This is a genomic window from Enterobacter cloacae complex sp. ECL72 (assembly GCF_019056635.1).
GTDB lineage: Bacteria > Pseudomonadota > Gammaproteobacteria > Enterobacterales > Enterobacteriaceae > Enterobacter > Enterobacter hormaechei_C.
The window spans coordinates 3,407,637-3,429,211 of sequence record NZ_CP077659.1 but is presented as its reverse complement, the minus strand read 5'-3'; the positions used below and the strand labels follow the sequence as shown (position 1 = coordinate 3,429,211).

18 protein-coding genes and 2 pseudogenes are annotated in these 21,575 nt (G+C 59.4%); 17 read left to right on the top strand and 3 right to left on the bottom strand.

All coding sequences use genetic code 11. The annotated features are described in order from the left end of the window. Nucleotides 1-2 precede the first annotated feature (2 nt). Nucleotides 3-1,214, bottom strand: coding sequence for an MFS transporter (locus KTH07_RS16565; protein WP_026094259.1), 1,212 nt, complete (start codon nucleotides 1,212-1,214; stop codon nucleotides 3-5). Between the two features lie 415 nt (nucleotides 1,215-1,629). Here KTH07_RS16565 and KTH07_RS16560 point away from each other — a divergent pair, with 415 nt between their 5' ends. From KTH07_RS16560 to KTH07_RS16495, 14 genes and pseudogenes are all read left to right on the top strand, one after another. Beyond that, complete coding sequence (locus KTH07_RS16560) at nucleotides 1,630-1,953, top strand: non-heme iron oxygenase ferredoxin subunit (RefSeq protein WP_003860044.1); 324 nt, start codon at nucleotides 1,630-1,632, stop codon at nucleotides 1,951-1,953. Then, entirely contained in the window at nucleotides 1,950-2,258 is a 309-nt protein-coding gene (locus tag KTH07_RS16555) for a recombinase-like helix-turn-helix domain-containing protein (protein WP_017382919.1), read from the top strand. The genes KTH07_RS16560 and KTH07_RS16555 overlap by 4 nt, the downstream gene beginning before the upstream one ends. A 10-nt stretch (nucleotides 2,259-2,268) precedes the next feature. Beyond that, nucleotides 2,269-3,291: an aromatic ring-hydroxylating dioxygenase subunit alpha gene (locus KTH07_RS16550; RefSeq protein ID WP_006811913.1), complete on the top strand. Its 1,023-nt coding sequence runs from the start codon at nucleotides 2,269-2,271 to the stop codon at nucleotides 3,289-3,291. Then, a complete protein-coding gene (locus KTH07_RS16545; RefSeq protein ID WP_017382918.1) occupies nucleotides 3,291-4,040 on the top strand; it encodes an SDR family oxidoreductase in 750 nt (249 codons plus the stop codon). The genes KTH07_RS16550 and KTH07_RS16545 overlap by 1 nt, the downstream gene beginning before the upstream one ends. A gap of 12 nt (nucleotides 4,041-4,052) precedes the next feature. After that, nucleotides 4,053-4,841, top strand: coding sequence for an IclR family transcriptional regulator (locus KTH07_RS16540; RefSeq protein WP_003860053.1), 789 nt, complete (start codon nucleotides 4,053-4,055; stop codon nucleotides 4,839-4,841). 78 nt (nucleotides 4,842-4,919) lie between these two features. Further along, nucleotides 4,920-5,845 (top strand): annotated as a pseudogene (locus tag KTH07_RS16535) (VOC family protein). Then, on the top strand, nucleotides 5,842-7,029 hold the full coding sequence (locus tag KTH07_RS16530) for an NAD(P)/FAD-dependent oxidoreductase (RefSeq protein WP_023304398.1): 1,188 nt from the start codon (nucleotides 5,842-5,844) through the stop codon (nucleotides 7,027-7,029). The pseudogene KTH07_RS16535 and the gene KTH07_RS16530 overlap by 4 nt, the downstream one beginning before the upstream one ends. Nucleotides 7,030-7,054: 25 nt before the next feature. Continuing rightward, nucleotides 7,055-8,311 (top strand): MFS transporter, encoded by a 1,257-nt coding sequence (locus KTH07_RS16525; protein WP_015571825.1) that lies wholly within the window; start codon nucleotides 7,055-7,057, stop codon nucleotides 8,309-8,311. 10 nt (nucleotides 8,312-8,321) lie between these two features. After that, a complete protein-coding gene (locus KTH07_RS16520) occupies nucleotides 8,322-8,852 on the top strand; it encodes a cupin domain-containing protein (protein WP_015571824.1) in 531 nt (176 codons plus the stop codon). Nucleotides 8,853-8,862: 10 nt separating this feature from the next. Further along, nucleotides 8,863-9,633: an alpha/beta fold hydrolase gene (locus KTH07_RS16515; RefSeq protein WP_032619068.1), complete on the top strand. Its 771-nt coding sequence runs from the start codon at nucleotides 8,863-8,865 to the stop codon at nucleotides 9,631-9,633. Next, entirely contained in the window at nucleotides 9,617-10,411 is a 795-nt protein-coding gene (locus KTH07_RS16510; RefSeq protein ID WP_015571822.1) for an SDR family oxidoreductase, read from the top strand. Before KTH07_RS16515 ends, KTH07_RS16510 begins: the two co-directional genes overlap by 17 nt. A gap of 9 nt (nucleotides 10,412-10,420) precedes the next feature. Then, nucleotides 10,421-11,191 carry an aspartate dehydrogenase gene (locus KTH07_RS16505; protein WP_017692699.1) on the top strand — a complete coding sequence of 257 codons (771 nt, stop codon included), beginning with the start codon at nucleotides 10,421-10,423 and terminating at the stop codon, nucleotides 11,189-11,191. Nucleotides 11,192-11,200: 9 nt separating this feature from the next. Further along, the gene (locus KTH07_RS16500) at nucleotides 11,201-12,670 is read left to right on the top strand and encodes an aldehyde dehydrogenase (RefSeq protein WP_023304397.1); all 1,470 of its coding nucleotides are present in this window, start codon (nucleotides 11,201-11,203) and stop codon (nucleotides 12,668-12,670) included. A gap of 13 nt (nucleotides 12,671-12,683) precedes the next feature. Further along, nucleotides 12,684-14,326 (top strand): annotated as a pseudogene (locus tag KTH07_RS16495) (thiamine pyrophosphate-binding protein). 82 nt (nucleotides 14,327-14,408) lie between these two features. On the opposite strand, the gene KTH07_RS16490 reads toward KTH07_RS16495, so the two are convergent. Next, complete coding sequence (locus tag KTH07_RS16490) at nucleotides 14,409-15,677, bottom strand: OprD family outer membrane porin (protein WP_017382910.1); 1,269 nt, start codon at nucleotides 15,675-15,677, stop codon at nucleotides 14,409-14,411. Nucleotides 15,678-15,887: 210 nt separating this feature from the next. Continuing rightward, nucleotides 15,888-16,646: a M48 family metallopeptidase gene (locus KTH07_RS16485; RefSeq protein WP_017382909.1), complete on the bottom strand. Its 759-nt coding sequence runs from the start codon at nucleotides 16,644-16,646 to the stop codon at nucleotides 15,888-15,890. 272 nt (nucleotides 16,647-16,918) lie between these two features. On the opposite strand from KTH07_RS16485, the gene tkt reads away from it, so the two are divergent. The 3 genes from tkt to pgk all read left to right on the top strand — a co-directional run bounded on the left by tkt (nucleotide 16,919) and on the right by pgk (nucleotide 21,499). Next, entirely contained in the window at nucleotides 16,919-18,910 is a 1,992-nt protein-coding gene (gene tkt, locus KTH07_RS16480) for a transketolase (RefSeq protein ID WP_015571818.1), read from the top strand. Nucleotides 18,911-19,266: 356 nt separating this feature from the next. Beyond that, nucleotides 19,267-20,286, top strand: a complete 1,020-nt coding sequence (epd, locus tag KTH07_RS16475) for an erythrose-4-phosphate dehydrogenase (protein WP_015571810.1) — start codon at nucleotides 19,267-19,269, stop codon at nucleotides 20,284-20,286. A gap of 49 nt (nucleotides 20,287-20,335) precedes the next feature. Next, nucleotides 20,336-21,499, top strand: coding sequence for a phosphoglycerate kinase (gene pgk, locus KTH07_RS16470; protein ID WP_003860077.1), 1,164 nt, complete (start codon nucleotides 20,336-20,338; stop codon nucleotides 21,497-21,499). Nucleotides 21,500-21,575 lie beyond the last annotated feature (76 nt).

Genomic DNA, 21,575 nt, shown 5'->3' with positions numbered 1-21,575 from the left:
CCTTACGCGCTGATTGCTGCTGCGCGCCGCATGCGCAGCAGCAACATTCCCCCGGCAAGCAGGGTGACAACCTGCGAGACGACCAGCACCGAAAAGCCTGAACTGACCGACCCCACCGATCTCATCACCATCCCCATCAGCAGCGGAATAAACGCCGCGCAGATATTGCCGATCCCATTGATTATGCCGTAAGCGCTGCCCACCGCTTCCCGCGCGGCGTGATGCTGGATCACCGCCGGAATAGCCGCTCCCTGTAGCCCCCAGAAGACGTTAGCCGAAAGCATAAAGAGCGCCAGCCATGCGGGTTGATGGCTGAGCATCAGTGCGATCACGGAGAGTGCCGTCAACGTACCGCCCACCACAAACAGTACCGGCGCCTGTTCCGGCCGCATTTTGTCGAGCAGCACGCCGCCCAGAAACTTTGACCCCAGGCTCAGCAGGAAGGGGACCGCCGCAAGCATGCCCGTCGCGTGCAGCGAGAAGTGGTGCTCGTCACGCAGCCATGCGGGCAGCCACGCGCTGCTGCCCCACAGATAGCTCAGCGTGGCGATTTCAACCAGCAGGATCCAGCCCAGCAGCGGCGTCTGCCAGGCCAGCGTGAAGGTGTGAACAAACCCCGGTTTTTTCATCTTCACCGGGCTGTGTGGCGCGGGCAGAAAACGCCAGATGAGCCCGCCGCCCAACACCAGATTCATCACCGCCAGGGCGTAAAACGACCCGGCCCAGCCCAGATGCGACATCAGCCAGGTCACCAGCGGAAAGCCCACGGCCAGCCCGAGCGAGACGCCCAGCGCGGTCACGGCGTTGGGTTTGCCGATCTCTTGCGCGCTAAAGTTATCGCTGATAAAGCGCGTTTTCAGTGAAAAAAGCGGTCCCTCCGCGATCCCCAGAATCACGCGGGCGATGAGCATTCCCGTCAGCGAGCCGAGCAAAGGTGAAGCCGCGCAGACCGCGGCCCAAATCGCAATGCTGCTTAATAATCCTTGCCGATAATGAAGTTTGCTTTCAATAACTGGCGTTAATAATAAAGCGGAAAACCCATAACCCAGAAGAAAGCAGGTCATGAGCAGGCCCTGTAACATTCTGTTTTCATTTAACTGAAAATGTTCGGCAAATTCCGGGTTTAAAATCATTACCGAGATATTTACCCGATCGACGTAGGAAATAATAATGAGTAATAAAAGCGCTATCGTGCCTTGCCATCTTGCCGTCATCATGTCCGCCTTACGTTTTTTGTAACTTATATTTTTCATCAATGTGATTGTCACGGAGCTAAAATGGTTCACCTGTGAAACTCTTTGTTTATTAAAGATAAATTAAAGTTTCGTTTCACAGGTGAAACGCGAAAGAGGTGACGTTCATTTATTTTTAGAGAGTAAAAAGAAAAGAAGTCAATATCTTTTATTGAAAATAAGAGACCATTAAAAAAACGTATTTCTCACGCTGCAATAATGAAAATTTCATATCGCTGCATTTTTTCGTGATCCCTTGCACACTTAGTTAATTAATTGCCGATCGATTAACAAATTCGTCACATTGTCGCTTGACGAAACATTCATCGCTTTTATATTGACCGTATTAAATAAGAAACATAGTTTCATATATGAAACAAAAGCCTGGAGGATCGTGATGAGCTGGATAGGCGTATGTGACGCAGAACAAGTACAGGAAGATTTCCCTTTTAGCGGCAACGTCGACGGTAAAGAGATCGGCGTTTACCTGATCGACGGTGAATATTACGCGCTGGAGGACGTATGCCCGCACGCCTATGCCCTGCTGAGCCAGGGCTTCGTGGAAGACGGCAAGGTGGAATGCCCGCTGCACGAGGCGGTGTTCGACGTCAAAACCGGCCAGTGTCTGCACGGCCCCGGAGGACGCAACCTCAACCGATACCCGGTTCGGGTCTTTGAAAACCAGATTCAGATTACCTTCGTTGAGGAGACCGTGGCATGAGCGACACGCTGAACTACAACCCGGCGCTGCCGGAAAGCCGCCAGTTTACCCCGCCGGCAGAGGGCGGTAATGGCGCCATTCATAAGCCGGGTGATTACACCAACCTGATCTGGCAGACCCGCAGCCGCGAGCCGGAAAGCTGGGAAGTGAAGCTGATTGCGACGCTGGAAGATCTCTTCGAGCAGGGCGTTGAAACCTTGCCGGAGCTGGTAAGCGGGCTGAACGCGGTGCGTATGCACGACCAGCAGGGCGAGCCGTGGAGCGACGCCAGCTTCCAGGCATTCTTACAGGTTAACGGCTACTGAGGGCAACGCGATGACGACGACCGTACAAAACTATCTTGATAAAGGCCTGCGCGGCCTCTGGTATCCGGTGCTGGCAAGCTGGGAAGTGCAGTCTGCTCCTGTGGGCATCACCCGCCTGGGCGAGCAGATTGTGGTCTGGCGCAATAAAGATGGCCAGGTTCAGGCGCTGGAGGACCGCTGTCCGCATCGCGGTGCGCGCCTGTCGATGGGCTGGAACCTCGGGGACCGCATTGCCTGCTGGTATCACGGCGTTGAGGTGGCGGGCAACGGCGAGGTGAAAGACGTGCCCGCCGTGGATAAATGTCCGCTGGTCGGCCAGCAGTGCGTGCGCAGCTATAACGTGCAGGAGGCGCACGGCGCCATCTTCCTGTGGTTTGGCGTCACCGCGGACCAGCAGCCGGACGAACTGACCTTCCCGGATGAACTCGCCGACACGGAAAACTTCAGCAACTTCCTCTGCACCGCCGCGTGGAAATGCAATTACCAGTACGCGCTGGAAAACGTGATGGACCCGATGCACGGCACCTATCTGCACTCCTCGTCGCACTCGATGGCGGAAGGGGATCGCAAGGCCGACATGGTGCTCCAGCCGACCAAAACCGGTTTTATTTTCGAGAAGAAAGGGCAGAGCGGCGTCAATTTTGACTGGGTGGAGCTGGGCAACAGCGGCACCTGCTGGATGCGCCTCTCCATTCCGTACAAGAAGCGCTTCGGACCGGGCGGCCACTTCTTTATCGTCGGCATGGTGGTGCCGGAAGATAACGACAACTGCCGCGTCTTCTTCTGGCGCATCCGCCGCGTACAGGGCTGGCAGCGCGATATGTGGCGCTTCATGTACCGCAACCGGCTGGAAAAACTGCACTGGGAAGTGCTGGAGCAGGACCGCGTGGTGCTGGAGAGCCTGGCGCCAAACGCGCGCGATCATGAATACCTGTATCAGCATGACGTTGGCCTCTCGCGCCTGCGCCGCATGATGCAAAAGGCCGCCAAAGAGCAGCTGGCGATGCGTGAAGCACAGCAGGGAGCCGCCTGATGAATGGGCTGCTGAGCGGCAAGCGCATCGTGGTGACCGGCGCCGCGCGCGGGCTGGGCTACCACTTTGCCCAGGCCTGCGCGGAGCAGGGCGCGGCGGTGGTGATGTGCGACATCCTCAAAGGCGAGCTGGCCGAGAGTGCCCACCGGCTGCGCGAGCAGGGCTATGCGATCGAATCGCACGTTATCGATCTGGCCGATCAGCACTCTATCGACCAGGTGTTCAGCGCCATTGGCGAGCAAGGGCAGATTGACGGCCTGGTGAACAACGCGGCGATGGCGACGGGCGTGGGCGGCAAAAACATGCTTGATTACGATCCGGATCTCTGGGATCGGGTGATGAGCGTCAACGTCAAAGGCACCTGGCTGGTGACGCGCGCCGCCGTGCCGCTGCTGCGCGAAGGGGCAGGCATTGTGAACGTGGCGTCCGACACCGCGCTGTGGGGCGCGCCGCGCCTGATGGCCTACGTTGCCAGCAAGGGGGCCGTGATTGCCATGACCCGTTCAATGGCGCGCGAACTGGGGGAAAAACGTATCCGGATCAACGCCATCGCACCGGGGCTAACCCGCGTCGAGGCGACGGAATATGTCCCCGCCGAACGGCATCAGCTCTACGAAAACGGACGCGCGTTAACCGGCGCGCAGCAGCCGGAAGATGTCACCGGCAGCGTGGTCTGGCTGTTAAGCGATCTGTCGAGGTTTATCACCGGACAGCTGATCCCGGTCAACGGCGGTTTTGTCTTTAACTAAGGTAGGGCGATGATGGCAAACGATCAGGAAGTGAAGTATCTGGTGCCGGGGCTGGAGCGCGGTTTACAGCTGCTGTTGGCCTTTGGCGAGCAGCATCGCGATCTGACCTTTGCCGAACTGCACCGGCTGGTGGATATGCCGAAGGCCACCGCCTATCGCGTGGTACAGACGCTGGAGTACATGGGATTTCTGGAGCGCAACACGCGCACCAATACCTTTTCGCTGGGCATGAACGTGCTGCGTCTTGGCTTTGAGTACATCGCCTCGCTGGACGTGGCGCAGGTCGGCCAGCCGGTGATCGAGCAACTGCGCGACGTGAGCCAGTGCAGCAGCCATCTGGCGATCCGCGACGGGCGCGACATTATCTACATCGCCCGCGTCAGCGCCGCCGGGTCGCGCATCAACCAGGTCAGCATTGGTACCCGCCTGCCGGTGCACTGCACCTCGCTGGGCCGCATGCTGTTGACCGATATTTCCCGCGCTGATTTCGAACAGCTGTTCCCGCATGAGCGTCTGCCGGGCAACACGCCGGGGCAGCTTCACGACCGCGAAGCCCTGTGGCAGATGGTGCAGCAGGACAAAGCCCGCGGGTATGTCATCGGCGAATCCTTCTTCCGCCACGGCATCTCTTCCATCGTCTACCCGGTGTATGACCGAAGCGGCCGCGTGGCGGCGGTGGTCAGCATTCTGGTGCCGTCGGAGGAGATCCCGCAGAGCGACCGCGAGCGCCTGCAAAACGAGGTTCGCCTCGCGGCGGATAAAATTTCTGGCTTCTTAGGGTATTTGTCACAGGCCAGTTAAATCAGTGAGTTAACGTCAGGCGCTTGACTGCGTCGGGCATGTTTTACGCCCAATCTGGGCCAGATGAGGCAACGAACGATGAGTGTAACCGGAATTGAAAAGCTGGAATTTGGTGTGCAAGACCTGACGCACTGCGCCAAATTTATGCGTGATTTTGGCCTGACGGGCGATGCCAGCGGCCAGCGTTTCACCACCCTGAGCGGCGCGCGCGTGGAGCTTAACCCGATCGACAGCCCCGACCTGCCGCCCGCGTTTGAAGCGGGCAACACCCTGCGCCGCATGACCTGGGCGGTTGCCAGCCAGTCTGATCTGGACGCGCTGCGCCCGAAGCTGGCGCAACAGCCAGGTTTTCGTGAAGTGGGCGACGCGCTGGAGTGCCTGGACCCGAACGGCATGACGCTGCGCGTGCAGGTGACCCAGCAAACTGACGTGGAGCTGAACGTCGAGCCGATTAACCAGTGGGGCGATGCCCGCCGTATCGACACCCCCAGCCCGGTTTACGATCGCGCCCAGCCGATCAACGTGGGGCATGTGGTGTTCTTCGTGGAAGAGCTGGCGGCAGTGGAGAAATTCTACCGCGAGGTGCTCGGCTTCCAGGTCTCGGACCGCTATATCAACCGCGCCGTGTTCCTGCGCTGCGGCGTGCGCGGCGGCCATCACAACCTGTTCCTGCTGCAACTGCCGAACCGCAAGCGCGGCCTCAACCACGTGGCCTTCACCGTGCGCGACATCCACGAGGTGATCGGCGGCGGTATCGCGATGAATAAACATGACTGGAGCACCTTTATCGGGCCGGGCCGTCATCCGGTGTCGTCGGCGTACTTCTGGTACGTCAACAGCCCGACCGGCGGGCGTTTGAGTATTACACCAACGATGATTACCTGACGGAAAACTGGCAGCCGCGTGAGCTGGAGCATTCCCTGGTCTCCTTTACCGAGTGGGCGGTGGAAGGCGGGATTGACCATGACACACGCCGCCAGCAGAAAAAGCCGGAGGCGGTATGACGTCGCGCATTGTCATTATCGGCGGCGGCCAGGCGGGCGGCTGGGCGGCGAAAACCCTGCGCGATGAGGGTTTCGACGGCGAGATTTGCGTGGTAGCGGAAGAAGAGTGGGATTTCTACGAGCGCCCGCCGCTGTCAAAAGCGTCTTTGCTGGAGCCGGACGCGGCGCTCCCAAGGCTGTTTAGCGACGAGGTGCAGCAGGCTCTGAACCTGGCCTGGTACCGGCCGCTGCGCGCTGAATCTGTCGATCGCGATGAGAAAAAAGTTGTTCTTAGCAACGGCGAGCATCTTAGTTACAACATCCTTTTAATCGCTACCGGCGGTCGGGCGCGCCTGCCTTCGCAGGCGTGGGCCAGCCATCCGCAGGTCTATACCCTGCGCCACTGGCAGGACGCGCAGCGCCTGAAAAGTCGTCTGGCGGAAATTAAAAAACTGGCGATCGTCGGCGGCGGCTGGATCGGACTGGAGATTGCTGCCTCGGCGCGGAAAAGCGGCGTGGCGGTCACCCTGTTCGAGCAGCAGCCAGCGCTCTGCATGCGCTCGGTGAGCGGCGAGGTATCGCAGCGCTTAAAGGCCCTTCACCGCGAGCAGGGCGTGGATATCCGTACCGGCTGCGGTGCGCTGGAGCTGGAGGACGACGGCGGCCTGCCGGTCATCCACTGCGACGGCCAGCGTGAAACCTTTGATGCGGTGGTGGTTGGGATCGGCGTCGATCTCAATCTGGAGCTGGCGCGCGATGCGGGGCTGAAAACCGGGCGTGGGATCGTGGTGGATGCCCAGGGACGCACCTCGGATCCGTTCATCTTTGCCGCAGGAGATGTCGCCCAGCACCATCACTACGGCCTGTGCATCCAGTCCTGGGCCTTCGCCCAGAATCAGGCGGTGGCAACGGCGAAAGCGATGCTCAACCCCGATGCGCCAGGCTACGACGACGCGCCGTGGCTGTGGTCGGATCAATATCAGCACAATATTCAGATCCTCGGTATTCCGCAGCCAGGCAGCAGAACGGTCGTGCGTGAAGAGGCGCTGTACTTCTCGCTGGACGACAACGGGAGGCTGACGCAGCTGGTGGCGTTCGACGATGCGCGTACCGTCAAGCTGGCGAAGCGCTGGATGGCGGCGGGGCGGGATCTGTCCGACGTGCCGCTCGCCGACCCGACCTTTTCACTGATGTCACTGCGATAGCTAACCCGCACCCGTAGGGGGAGAGATGACCACACTAGAGACTAACACCGCACCGGTTGAGGCGAGCGGTGAGGGGACCCGCACGCCCGAAAAAGCGGTGCGCTGGGCCATCCCGCTGTCGCTGCTGGCCTGCGTGCTGCTGGCGTTTTTCGACAAAATCAGCATCGCGGCGCTCTTTTCGGATACCCATTTCCAGCAGGCGATGGGCATTGATTTCGACACCACGCGTCTCGGCATTTTGATGAGCGCTTTCCTGCTGAGCTATGGCTTCTCATCGGTGTTTTTAAGCGGTTTAGGCGACAAAATCGCGCCGCTGCGCCTGCTCACCGGGATGATGGCGGTGTGGTGCGTGCTGATGGTGGCGATGGGCTTTACCCATAACTACACGCTGATGATCGTCCTGCGTATTCTGCTGGGCGTGGCGGAAGGACCGCTGTTCCCGCTGGCCTTTGCCATCGTACGTCACAACTTCCCGCAGCATTTACAGGCACGCGCCACCATGCTGTGGCTGCTGGGTACCCCGGTGGGCGCGGCGATTGGTTTCCCGCTCTCCCTCTGGCTGCTGAACACCTTTGGCTGGCAGAGCACTTTCTTTGTGATGGCCATGCTTACCGTGCCGGTGCTTATCTTTGTGCGCATTGGTCTGCGCGGGATCCGCCTGGAGGCAAAACCCGGCACCTCGCAGGCGTCCCGGGACGAGCGGCGCGCGGCGCGGCGTGAGCTGTTCGTCAGCCCGCACTTCTGGATCATCTGCATCTTTAACATCGCTTTCCTGACCTATCTGTGGGGCATCAACGGCTGGCTGCCGGGCTACCTGATCAAAGGCAAAGGCATTCATCTGGAGCACGCGGGCTGGCTGTCGTCGATGCCGTTCATCGCCATGCTGGCAGGGGAAGTGATTGGCGCGTGGCTCTCGGACAGGGTCGATAAGCGCGCGGCGGCATGCTTTATCTCCATGGCGGGGGCGGCCGTCGGGCTGGCGGCGGTGATGCACCTTGATACCCCGCTGGCCGTCATCGCGGCGATGAGCTTCAGCACCTTTATGTGGGGCACCGGCGCACCCAACATTTTCGCCCTGCTGGCGAAGGCCACCCATCCCCGGGTGAGCGCCACGGCGGGCGGTATCTTCAACGGGCTGGGAAACTTTGCGGGCGCGCTGTCGCCGGCGGTGATGGGCGCGCTTATCGCCTTCACCCACAGCATGGATTCCGGGCTGATTTTTCTGGCGGTGATGGCGGCGGTGGGCTGCGTCCTGTTACTGCCGCTGCTGAGACGTTACTGAGGAGAGTGTCATGACTGATTCAACCGTAACCAACACAACAGGCATCAAACCTGACCATCTGACGATGGAAGAGTGGGTCGAGTCGCGCATCGCGCGCTTCGAAGGCCGTAAATACGACTGGAACGCGCTGAAGTTCCAGGCCGATTTTGACCCGAAATACCGCCGGGCGCAGATGCGCTACATCGGCACCGGCGCAACGGGCGTCGCGAACGACACCAACACCGTGCAGGCGGACCATTTTACCTTCTCCACCATGGTGCTGCCGTCGAAGTGCGAAGGACCGCTGCACCTGCACGACGACGTGGAAGAGGTGTTCTTCATGCTCAAGGGGCAGATCACGCTGATGATCCAGGACGGCGACAACTACACAGAAACCGTGCTGCGTGAGCGTGACCTGATCTCCGTTCCGCCGGGCATCTATCGCGGCCTGTTTAACCACGGCGAAGAAGAAGCGCTGATGTGCGTCATGCTGGGGACCAACAAGCCGGAAATCCCAACCTATCCGTCCGACCATCCGCTTTCCAAAGTGAAGCGGAACTAAGGGGGGCATGATGACGGGTTTTCGTGAACAGGGAAGCGGTATTCCGCTGATGCTGCTGCACGGGATCAGCTCCGGCGCCGCCTCCTGGCACAAGCAAATGGCGCTGAACGGTTTTCGCGTGCTGGCGTGGGACATGCCCGGTTACGGCGAAAGCCCGATGCTGGCCGTAGCGCGGGCGAACGCGGGGGATTACGCCGACGCGCTGGCGGCGATGCTGGATCGCGCCGGTGTCTGGCAGGCAGTGCTGGTCGGCCATTCCTTGGGGGCGCTGGTGGCCAGCGCCTTTGCGGCAAAGTTCCCGGATCGCGTCATTCATCTGGTGCTGGCCGACGCCGCGCAGGGGTACGGCAATGCCGCGCCGGAGCAGCGGGAGCAGGTCTGGCGTAACCGCGAGCAGCAGATGGCGCTGGGGGGCGACATCCTCGCCCAGACCCGCGCCGCGAAGCTGCTGCGCCCCGGCGCGCGCGCGGAAGATATCGCCACCGTCGCGGCGGGCATGCGGGCGCTGCGCCCGGAAGGCTACCTTGCCGCCGCGTGGATGCTGGCGCATGACGATATCCACGGCTGGCTTAAACGCTACTCCGGCACGTTTGAAGTCTGGTGCGGCGAGCAGGATGCCATCACCCAGCCGGAACTGGTTCAGGGTCTGGCGCTGCGCTACGGCATGCCGTTTATCGCCATTCCGCAGGCCGGGCACGCCAGCTATCTCGATAACGACGCGTTTTTCAACCAACAGCTTTTACGCATTAACGAAGAGGTGCGCGATGAATGCACAAATTGACGGGCGCGTAGCGGTCGTTACCGGCGGTTCTTCCGGCATTGGCTTTGAAACGCTGCGCCTGCTGCTGGGTGAAGGGGCGAAAGTCGCCTTCTGCGGCCGTGACCCGGACCGGCTCGCCAGCGCCCATGCGACGCTGCAAAACGAATTTCCCCACGGGGAGATTTTCGCTTACCGCTGCGACGTGCTGAACGCCGACGAAGTTCAGGCCTTTGCGGATGCGGTGCAGGCGCGCTTTGGCGCGGCGGATATGCTGATCAACAACGCCGGGCAGGGCTACGTGGCGCACTTCCATGACACCCCGCGCGAGGCGTGGCTGCACGAAGCCGAACTCAAACTGTTCGGGGTGATTAACCCGGTGCAGGCGTTTCAGCCTCTGCTGGAGCAGTCCGACATTGCCTCTGTTACCTGCGTGAATTCCCTGCTGGCGCTACAGCCGGAGGAGCACATGATCGCCACCTCCGCCGCTCGTGCCGCGCTGCTGAACATGACGCTGACGCTGTCGAAAGAACTGGTGGGCAAGGGCATTCGCGTCAATTCCATACTGCTCGGCATGGTGGAATCCGGCCAGTGGCAGCGCCGCTTTGAAAACCGGGCGGACAAAAGCCAGAGCTGGCCGGAATGGACGGCGGATATCGCGCGCAAGCGCGGCATTCCAATGGCGCGCCTCGGCAAGCCGCAGGAGCCCGCGCAGGCGCTGCTGTTCCTCGCTTCGCCGCTGGCCTCGTTTACCACCGGCGCGGCGCTGGACGTTTCCGGCGGCTTCTGCCGCCATCTGTAAGGACACATCATGAAAAAGGTAATGTTGATTGGTTTTGGCGCCATGGCACAGGCGGTGATTGAGCGCCTGCCCGCCGGCGTGGCTATCGGCTGGATCGTGGCGCGCGCGTCTCACCATGCCGCCATTCACGACCAGTTTGGCGATGCGGTTGAGGCGCTGACGTCGCCGATGGCGTGCGCACAAACGCCGGATCTGGTGCTGGAATGCGCTAGCCAGCAGGCGGTGGCCCAGTACGGGGAAGAGATCCTGCGTCGCGGCTGGCATCTGGCCGTCATTTCCACCGGCGCGCTGGCGGACAGCGCGCTGGAGCAGCGTCTGCTCGCTGCGGGCGGAAAAATGACCCTGCTTTCCGGTGCGGTGGCCGGTATCGACGGGCTGGCGGCGGCGAAAGAGGGCGGCCTTGAGCGCGTTACCTATCAGTCGCGCAAAAGCCCGGCCAGCTGGCGCGGCAGCTATGCTGAGCAGCTTATCGATCTGAATGCGGTGTCAGAGGCAAAGGTCTTTTTTGAAGGCAGCGCCCGCGAGGCGGCGCGCCTGTTCCCGGCGAACGCCAACGTGGCGGCGACCGTGGCGCTCGGCGGCGTCGGGATGGACGACACCCGCGTGCAGCTGATGGTTGACCCGGCAACGAAACGTAACACCCACACGCTCCATGTGGAAGGATTGTTCGGCGAGTTTCATCTGGAGCTGAGCGGACTGCCGCTGGCATCGAATCCTAAAACCTCCACCCTGGCGGCACTGAGCGCGGTGCGCGCCTGCCGCGAGCTGGCCCTGAGCTGAGGAGTGACGATGGACGATCTGAAGATTTTTATCGGCGGCCAGTGGCGACACGGCGGCGGCAACCCGATGCAGAGCCACTTCCCGGCAGACGGGTCGATCAACGCGACGCTGAATGCCGCCAGTCTGTATGACCTGGAGGAGGCGGTAGACGCCGGAGAGCGCGCCTGGCGCGATCCCGCATGGCGTAACAGCCTGCCGCATATGCGCGCGAAGATCCTGCATAAGGTTGCCGATCTCATTGAATCCCGCGTCGACGCGCTGGCGCAGATGCAGAGCCGTGATAACGGCAAGCCGCTGGCGGAAGCGCGCGGGCTGGTGATGAGCGCGGCGGGAACGGCGCGCTACTTTGCCGCCGCCTGCGAGCTGCTGGAAGGGGAACTGCCCACGCCGCGCCAGCCGGATCTGCTGACGCTGAGCCGCTATGAGCCGCTCGGCGTGGTGGCGGCCATCACGCCGTGGAACTCGCCGATTGCCAGCGAAATGCAGAAGGTCGCACCGGCGATTGCCGCCGGGAACGCGATGATCCTCAAGCCCGCCGAAGCCACGCCGCTGATGGCGCTGGAGCTGGCGCGGATTTTTGAACAGGCCGGGCTGCCCGCCGGGCTGCTGAGCGTGCTGCCGGGCAAAGGGGCGGTGATTGGCGATGCGCTGGCGCGCCATCCTCGCGTGCGCAAAATTTCCTTTACCGGCGGTACCACCACGGGCCGTCATCTGGCGCACGTGGCGGCGGAAAAACTGATCCCGGCCTCGCTGGAGCTGGGCGGCAAATCGCCGACCATTGTGCTGGAGGATGCTGATATCGAACAGGCCGCGCGCGGGATCTGCTATGGCATTTTCAGCTCGGCGGGGCAGGCGTGTATCGCCGGGTCGCGGCTGTTTATCCACGAGAGCATTTACGCCCTGCTGATGGCGAGGCTGCTGGAATTAACTCGCGGGCTGCGCGTCGGACACCCGTTTACCGACGGCGTGCATGTCGGACCGCTGATCGGCGAAAAACATCGCCAGAGCGTGATCGAGTACGTCGAACTGGCGAAGCGTGAAGGGGGCCGCGTGCTGTGCGGCGGCGAGATCCCCGCCGATCCCGCTCTGGCAAACGGCAGCTTTTTCCAGCCCACGATTATCGAAGGGCTGAGCAACAGCGCCCGCGCCTGTCAGGAGGAGATCTTCGGCCCGGTGCTGGTGGCGATGTCGTTTGCCGATGAAGCCACGCTTATCCGCGAGGCGAACGACTCGGTTTACGGCCTGGCGGCGGGGATCTGGACGCGCGATACCGGGCGCGCCCTGCGTCTCAGCGAGCAGCTGGAGGCAGGCACGGTGTGGATCAACACCTACAAAGTCTTTGCGATTTCGACCCCGTTCGGGGGCTTTAAAGAGAGCGGTCTGGGCCGCGAGAAGGGTATTCAGGGGCTGAAAGCCTGGATGCAACAAAAGAGCATTTATCTGGCGACGGGTAACAGCGTCAACCACTGGTGCGACTGAGAAAGGGTGAGCAATGAGCGAAATGATAACCGTCGGCGACGCCATCGCCAGAACGCTGGAGCAGTATCAGGTTGAGGCCATCTACGGCGTCATCTCTATTCACAACCTGCCGATCGCGGATGCGGTTGGGCAGCGGGGCAATATCCGCTTTGTGCCCGCCCGCGGTGAAGCCGGTTCCGTCACCATGGCCGATGCCCACGGGCGCTTTTCCGGCCTCGGCGTGGCGCTGACCAGCACCGGCGCGGGGGCGGGTAATGCGGTAGGCGCGCTGGTGGAAGCCATGAATGCCTGCACGCCGCTGCTGCATTTAACCGGGCAGGTTGAGAAAGCCTGGCTGGACGCCGACACCGGGTTTATCCATGAAACCCGTGACCAGCTGACCTTCCTGAAGGCCAGCTCAAAACGGGCGTACCGCATCAGCAATGCGAATCAGGCGATAGCGATTCTGCATAAAGCTATCCAGGACGCGCAGACCGCGCCATGCGGACCGGTCTCGGTGGAAATACCGATTGATATTCAGGGCGCCAAAATTCCGCTGTCGCTGGTGACTAAACCGGTTAAACCGGCATCGGTTCCAGCCGTGGATACCGGAATGGTTGACGCGCTGTGGGCGCAGCTCAAGCAGGCGAAACAGCCGCTGCTGTGGCTGGGGGGCGGGGCGCTGGGCAGCGCTGAGGCGGTGAAAACGCTGGCGGATGCGGGCATCACCGTGATTTCCAGCACCCACGCGCGCGGCGTGCTGCCGGACAGCCACCGCGCCAGCCTTCGCGCGTTCCACAACTCGCCGTCGGTTGAGGCCCTGATTGCGCAGTGTGATTTTACGCTGGTGGCCGGTTCTCGCCTGCGCAGCAACGAAACCCGATCCTGGACGCTTGAGCTGCCTTCCCCGCGGGTGCAGATCGATATCGACCCGGCGGCGGCAAGCCGTAACTACCTGATGGATAGCACGTTGATAGCCGATTGTTCAGCGGTGCTTTGGCGCGCTGGCTGAAAAAGTACAGGGCCGCGAGTGGGGCAGTCCCCAGTGGGATATGCAGGTGCAGCAGGCGGTCGGGCAAGCTGAGCAGGGGCTGCGCGAGCAGTGCGGCGCCTATGCGAAGCTTAACGACGCCATAGCAAAAGCCCTGCCGAAAGACGGCCTGCTTGTGCGCGATATCACCGTGTCCGGCAGCCTGTGGGGTAGCCGCCTGTTCAGGGCTAACGGTCCGCTGATGAACATTCACTCCCCTCGCCGGGGCGATTGGTATGGGGCTGCCGATGGCCATCGGCACCGCGATTGCCAACCCGCAGCGCAAGGTGGTGGGGCTGGTGGGCGACGGCGGCCTGAGCCTCAATTTAGGCGAGCTGGCGACGCTGGCGCAGGAGAAAGCCAACGTGACGCTGCTGGTCATGAACGACGGCGGCTACGGGGTGATGCGCGGTATTCAGGATAAGTATTTCGGCGGGCGTCAGTATTATAACGCGCTGCATACGCCGGACTTTACCCTGCTGGCGCAGGCGATTGGCCTTCAGGCGTGGAGCGTTGAGCGGGCAGAGGATTTTGATGCGGTGATGACGGAGGCGCTGGCGATGCCGGGGCCGTCGGTAGTGGAAGTGCGGATGGGGCAGATTGGCGCCCTGAAGTTTGCCGGGCCGCCGCAGAAGACGCTTTACTAGCTGTTTCCCCTCATCCTAACCCTCTTCCACAGGGAGAAAACGGTAGGCCGGGTAAGGCGAAGCCGCCACCCGGCTTTTTTCATCAGAACACGTTAAACGGGTATTCCACGTAAGCGCGGATCTCGTCCCCGCCGACGTTGTACTCGCTGGCGTTGCTGGAGACGCGCAGTACGGAGTAGCGCAGCTTCAGCTTCAGATCTTTCGCCGGGCCATCCTGCACCTGGTACTGGATCTGGTTAAACCACTCGTGTTCTTTGCCATTGCTGGTTTCAGAGGTTTTGATGTTATCGCCGCGCACGTAGGCGGTGGTCCAGCTCAGGCCCGGTAAGCCAAGGCCGCCAAAGTCCAGACCGTAGGATGCCTGCCAGGAACGTTCATCTTCGCCGTTGAAATCAGACCAGTAGGAGTTCGCCAGCCAGATGGTGTTACCGCCGTCACCCACTCCGCCTTTGTCGCGATAGCCGCCGTAGTTGTAGCCGGTACTGCCGCTGCTCTGCTGGTACGCCACTTTGAACGTGTGAATGTCCCAGATATAGCTCGCTGCCAGGCTCCAGATGGTGTTGCTGCGGCCCGTGTTGAGGCTGTCCGCGTAATGCTGGTCGAGACGGGAGTTATAGCCGTTGAAGTCGAGCACCAGCTGCTGCCCGGTACTGAACGGCTGTTTGAAGTTCATGCCCAGGTACTGCTTGTTCATCACCTCTTCGTTATGAGAGGCGTACAGCGCGCCGCTGAACTGGTCGTTAAACTGATAGCTCGCACCGCCGAAGGAGAGGCTCTTCAGTCCGCTGTCGTGGCGGTCATCGCTTTTACGCTGCTCGTCGGTGAAGTAACCGGCGTTGACTTCCAGACCGTCGATCTCTTTCGAGGTCAGCAGGGTGCCGGTGTAGCTTTCAAACAGCAGGCGGGAGCTGTCGGATGTAATGATTGGCAGTTCAGGACGCTGGTTCCCGTAGCTCAGCACGGTATTGGAGATGCGCATTTTGGCCGTCGCGCCAAACTTTGCCAGATCGGATTTTGCCCGGCCGTCGTCTTCCTGCTTAAAGAAGTCGATGCCGCCCGCGCCGCTCTTGCCGCGGCCACCGTCCAGACGCACGCCATACTGCGCGATACCGTCCACGCCGAAGCCCACCAGCCCTTCGGTATAGCCGGATGCAAACGTGGCGATGATCCCCTGACCCCATTCGGCTTTGTCCTGCTGGCCCTGATGGTAGTCGCGGCTGATATACGCATTGCGTAAAAACAGATCCAGATGGCTGTCGTCAATAAAACCCTTGCTGTCGGATTGCTGGCTTGCGGCGGCAGGTAATGCGGCAAATAAACTTAAAGCAATTAATGATAATTCTTTTTTCACGGAGGGAACGTCTCTGTCTGGATATATTAATTTGAATAACTGCGGAAGAGATAATTACCGGAAAAAGTAACCTTTGCAATAATTATGTGACCAGGAATTTCAGAGTGGCAGGGTAGATTTGGCGGGGCTTTCAGGGGGGTTATCGATACGTGCTTTTAAGTTAACAATTCATGCGAAATAAAAAGGAGGCAAAACTGCCTCCTTCTGAAATTATTTAATTCCGTCTGCCGCCATACGGTCGCGAATATGCTGTGCACGCTCTTCCGAAGCCGGGTGATCGTCAAACATGGAGCTTTGACGGCCCTCCTCCAGTTTCGCCAGTTTTTCGAAGCTGGTAGCTAAACCCGATGGATTGATGCCGCGTTTGCGCAACAGATCGTAAGAGTAGTCATCCGCTTCCGACTCCTGACGCTGGGAGAACTGCGAGTTCACCAGTTTTTCGCCCACGTCGCCCAGCTGCGACTGGGACAGGCTGCCGACGATGCCGCCCGCAGAGGCCGCCGCTGCACGCACGGCATTGGTGCCCAGCGCAACCTGCATCCCTTTCTTCACGTGACCCAGTGCAACGTGACCCATTTCATGGCCGATCACCGCTTCCACTTCGTTGTCGGTCATCATGTCCATCAGGCCGCTGTAAACGCGAATACAGCCGTTCGCCATCGCAAAGGCGTTGACGTCTTTCGCCATATACACCTTGTAGTTCACCGGCTGACCGTTAATGTTGTCGCCCAGCGCGGAAGCAATCTTGTTCAGACGCTGCGTGTAGGTGCTGTTTGCCGGGGCAAGCGTAGCTTTTCCATCCATATCCTTACAGGCCTCGTCGCTCAACGCTTTCACCTGCGCATCGCTCAATGAGTAGGCCTGAAAAGCTTCTGCGCCTGAGGTCATCAGGCCGTTAGAATCCATATTCTGACAGCCGCTTAGCAGGAGCGTTGTTCCCACAGCCAGCCCGATTGCACGCATTTTCATGATGTTGCTTCCGTACTCGTTAATCTGAATTAATTCCGAAAAATGCACCGTCAACGAAGCCGGTGTCGGGCTAAGTATAAGGAATATCGACAGAGGCGGGCGAGCAGATTGCGCAACATGCGAGCATGATCCAGAGATTTCTTAAGCTGCAAAAGAATGGTCCATGTACATGCCCTGCGGCTTGGGTTACATTGTTGGCACTTTTTTCCGGCGTAGCCCAAAACGCGCTGTCGTCAAGGGCATGGCCTTTAACAGTCCGATCTGGAGTTAAAATGTCCTCACGTAAAGAGCTTGCTAATGCTATTCGTGCGCTGAGCATGGACGCAGTACAGAAAGCCAAATCCGGCCACCCGGGCGCCCCTATGGGCATGGCTGACATCGCCGAAGTCCTGTGGCGTGATTTCCTTAACCACAACCCGCAGAACCCGGCATGGGCAGACCGCGACCGTTTCGTGCTGTCTAACGGCCACGGCTCTATGCTGATCTACAGCCTGCTGCACCTCACTGGCTACGATCTGCCAATCGAAGAGCTGAAAAACTTCCGTCAGCTGCACTCCAAAACTCCAGGTCACCCGGAAGTGGGCTACACCGCTGGCGTTGAAACCACTACCGGTCCGCTGGGTCAGGGCATCGCTAACGCCGTAGGGATGGCGATTGCAGAGAAGACCCTGGCGGCGCAGTTTAACCGTCCTGGCCACGACATCGTTGACCACTTCACCTACGCCTTCCTGGGCGACGGCTGCATGATGGAGGGCATTTCTCACGAAGTGTGCTCCCTGGCAGGCACCCTGAAGCTGGGTAAACTGGTTGCGTTCTACGACGACAACGGCATCTCCATCGACGGTCATGTTGAAGGCTGGTTCACTGACGACACCGCCGCACGTTTCGAAGCCTACGGCTGGCACGTTGTGCGCGGCGTTGATGGCCACGATGCTGACTCGATTAAACGTGCCGTAGAAGAAGCGCGCGCCGTGACCGACAAACCGTCCCTGCTGATGTGCAAAACCATCATCGGCTTCGGTTCTCCGAACAAAGCGGGCACTCACGACTCCCACGGCGCACCGCTGGGCGACGCGGAAATCGCACTGACCCGTGAAGCACTTGGCTGGAAACACCCTGCCTTCGAAATCCCGTCTGAAATCTACGCTCAGTGGGATGCGAAAGAAGTGGGCCAGGCGAAAGAAGCGGCCTGGAACGAGAAGTTCGCGGCATACGCGAAAGCCTTCCCTCAGGAAGCGGCTGAATTCACCCGTCGTATGAAAGGCGACATGCCGTCTGACTTCGACGCGAAAGCGAACGAGTTCATCGCGAAGTTGCAGGCGAACCCAGCCAAGATCGCCAGCCGTAAAGCATCTCAGAATGCGATCGAAGCGTTTGGCCCTCTGCTTCCAGAATTCCTCGGCGGCTCCGCTGACCTGGCGCCATCAAACCTGACCCTGTGGTCCGGATCTAAGCCAATCAACGAAGATACTGCCGGTAACTACATCCATTACGGTGTACGTGAATTCGGGATGACCGCGATTGCCAACGGTATCGCTCTGCACGGTGGCTTCCTGCCGTACACCTCTACCTTCCTGATGTTTGTGGAATATGCACGTAACGCCGTGCGTATGGCTGCGCTGATGAAACAGCGTCAGGTGATGGTCTACACCCACGACTCCATCGGTCTGGGCGAAGACGGTCCTACCCACCAGCCAGTAGAGCAGGTGGCTTCTCTGCGCGTGACCCCGAACATGAGCACATGGCGTCCATGTGACCAGGTTGAATCTGCGGTGGCGTGGAAATACGGCGTTGAGCGTCATGATGGCCCGACCGCACTGATCCTCTCCCGTCAGAACCTGGCGCAGCAGGAGCGTACCCCAGAGCAGCTGGCAAACATCGCGCGCGGTGGTTACGTGCTGAAAGATTGCGCAGGCCAGCCTGAGCTGATCTTCATCGCGACCGGTTCTGAAGTTGAACTGGCCGTTGCCGCATGGGAAAAACTGACTGCTGAAGGCGTGAAAGCGCGCGTAGTCTCCATGCCGTCTACCGATGCGTTCGACAAGCAGGATGCCGCGTACCGCGAATCCGTACTGCCTAAAGCGGTCTCCGCTCGCGTGGCGGTGGAGGCGGGTATCGCTGACTACTGGTACAAATACGTGGGCCTGAACGGCGCTATCGTCGGTATGACCACGTTTGGTGAGTCTGCGCCGGCTGAACAGCTGTTTGAAGAGTTCGGCTTCACCGTTGAGAACGTTGTCGCTAAGGCGAAAGAACTGCTGTAATTGCCGTTTTGCCCGGTGGCGCTAACGCTTACCGGGCCTACAAATGGCATAAAATGTAGGCCGGGTAAGCGTTAGCGCCACCCGGCTTTTTTGTATGCACGATTCCTCAGACATGTAACTGCTCTGTAAATTATTCCACCGAAAATGTGATGCAAGTCATATAGCTCGCTTATTCATCTGGACAGAGATTCCTTTTATTCCCCGATTCGCTTATTCTTGCTGAAGCGTTTCAGTCGATTAAATGTTCGACAATTGACCAATCAATCGCAGTTTGTGACAGCAAGGATTCCCCTTCGGGCGTCGCTGGATTACTCTTTCAGCCACCTCAAACTCAGGGATAGCTTTGCAGGAGATCTATGACCGTACGCGTAGCGATTAATGGCTTCGGTCGCATCGGGCGCAACGTGGTTCGTGCTTTATATGAATCCGGGCGTCGTGCGGAAATCACCGTGGTGGCAATCAATGAACTGGCGGATGCTGCGGGCATGGCGCATTTGTTGAAATATGACACCAGCCACGGTCGCTTTGCCTGGGACGTTCGCCAGGAAAGGGAACAGCTGTTCGTCGGTGACGATGCCATCCGCGTGCTGCATGAGAACAGTATTGAAGGGCTGCCCTGGCGCGAACTGGGTGTGGATGTGGTGCTGGACTGTACCGGCGTGTACGGTAACCGTGAACATGGCGAAGCGCATCTGAATGCTGGCGCGAAAAAAGTGCTGTTCTCCCATCCCGGCAGTAACGACCTCGACGCCACCGTCGTGTTTGGCGTCAACCAGCACGAGCTGCAAGCTGAACACCGCATTGTCTCCAACGCCTCCTGCACCACCAACTGCATTATTCCGGTCATTAAACTGTTAGACGATGCGTATGGCATTGAATCCGGTACCGTGACCACGATTCACTCCGCCATGCACGATCAGCAGGTCATCGACGCCTACCATCCGGATTTACGGCGCACTCGCGCGGCGAGCCAGTCCATCATTCCGGTGGATACGAAACTGGCTGCCGGGATCACCCGTATTTTCCCGCAGTTTAACGACCGTTTCGAAGCGATTGCCGTGCGCGTGCCGACGATAAACGTCACCGCAATCGATCTTAGCGTGACGGTGAAAAAACCGGTAAAAGCCTGTGAAGTCAACCTGTTGCTGCAAAAAGCGGCACAGGGAGCATTTCATGGTATAGTTGACTATACGGAATTACCGTTGGTCTCAGTAGATTTTAACCACGACCCGCACAGCGCCATCGTGGATGGCACGCAGACGCGAGTCAGTGGTGCGCACCTTATCAAGACGCTGGTCTGGTGTGATAACGAATGGGGCTTTGCTAACCGAATGCTCGACACCACGTTAGCCATGGCCGCAAAAGGTTTCAGGTAGAGCGCACCTTGCGCTTGCAAAACTTTAAGAATCAACGAGAGGATTCACCATGTCTGTAATTAAGATGACCGATCTGGATCTGGCAGGTAAACGCGTTTTCATCCGTGCCGATCTGAACGTACCGGTTAAAGATGGCAAAGTGACCAGCGACGCGCGTATCCGTGCATCTCTGCCAACCATTGAACTGGCTCTGAAGCAGGGCGCTAAAGTGATGGTCACCTCCCACCTGGGCCGTCCAACTGAAGGCGAGTACAACGAAGAGTTCTCTCTGCTGCCGGTTGTTAATTACCTGAAAGACAAACTGTCCAGCCCGGTTCGCCTGGTGAAAGATTACCTGGACGGCGTGGAAGTTGCCGAAGGTGAGCTGGTTGTTCTGGAAAACGTTCGCTTCAACAAAGGCGAAAAGAAAGACGACGAAACCCTGTCCAAAAAATACGCTGCGCTGTGCGACGTATTCGTGATGGATGCATTCGGTACGGCTCACCGTGCGCAGGCATCTACCCACGGTATCGGTAAATTCGCAGATGTCGCCTGTGCAGGTCCGCTGCTGGCTGACGAACTGGAAGCGCTGGGTAAAGCACTGAAAGAACCTGCTCGTCCAATGGTCGCTATCGTTGGTGGTTCTAAAGTGTCTACCAAACTGACCGTACTGGATTCCCTGTCCAAAATCGCTGACCAGCTGATCGTTGGCGGTGGTATCGCGAACACCTTCGTTGCTGCGCAAGGCCACAACGTAGGTAAATCCCTGTACGAAGCGGATCTGGTTGACGAAGCCAAACGTCTGCTGGGCACCTGTGATATCCCGGTTCCAACTGATGTTCGCGTGGCAACTGAGTTCTCCGAAACCGCTACCGCAACCCTGAAATCTGTTAACGACATCAAAGATGAAGAGCAGATTCTGGATCTGGGCGACGTTTCTGCACAGAAACTGGCTGAAATCCTGAAAAACGCAAAAACTATCCTGTGGAACGGTCCTGTCGGCGTGTTCGAATTCCCGAACTTCCGCAAAGGGACTGAGATCGTGGCTAACGCTATCGCAGACAGCGAAGCGTTCTCTATCGCAGGCGGTGGTGACACCCTGGCAGCTATCGATCTGTTCGGTATCGCTGACAAGATCTCCTACATCTCCACTGGTGGCGGCGCATTCCTCGAATTCGTGGAAGGTAAAGTCCTGCCAGCAGTAGCAATGCTCGAAGAGCGCGCTAAGAAGTAAGCCATTCAGGGGCAGGGAAACCTGCCCAATTTTCAGCGCGCTTATCAGAGCTCGCACCTTTTCTAACGGCCGAAGA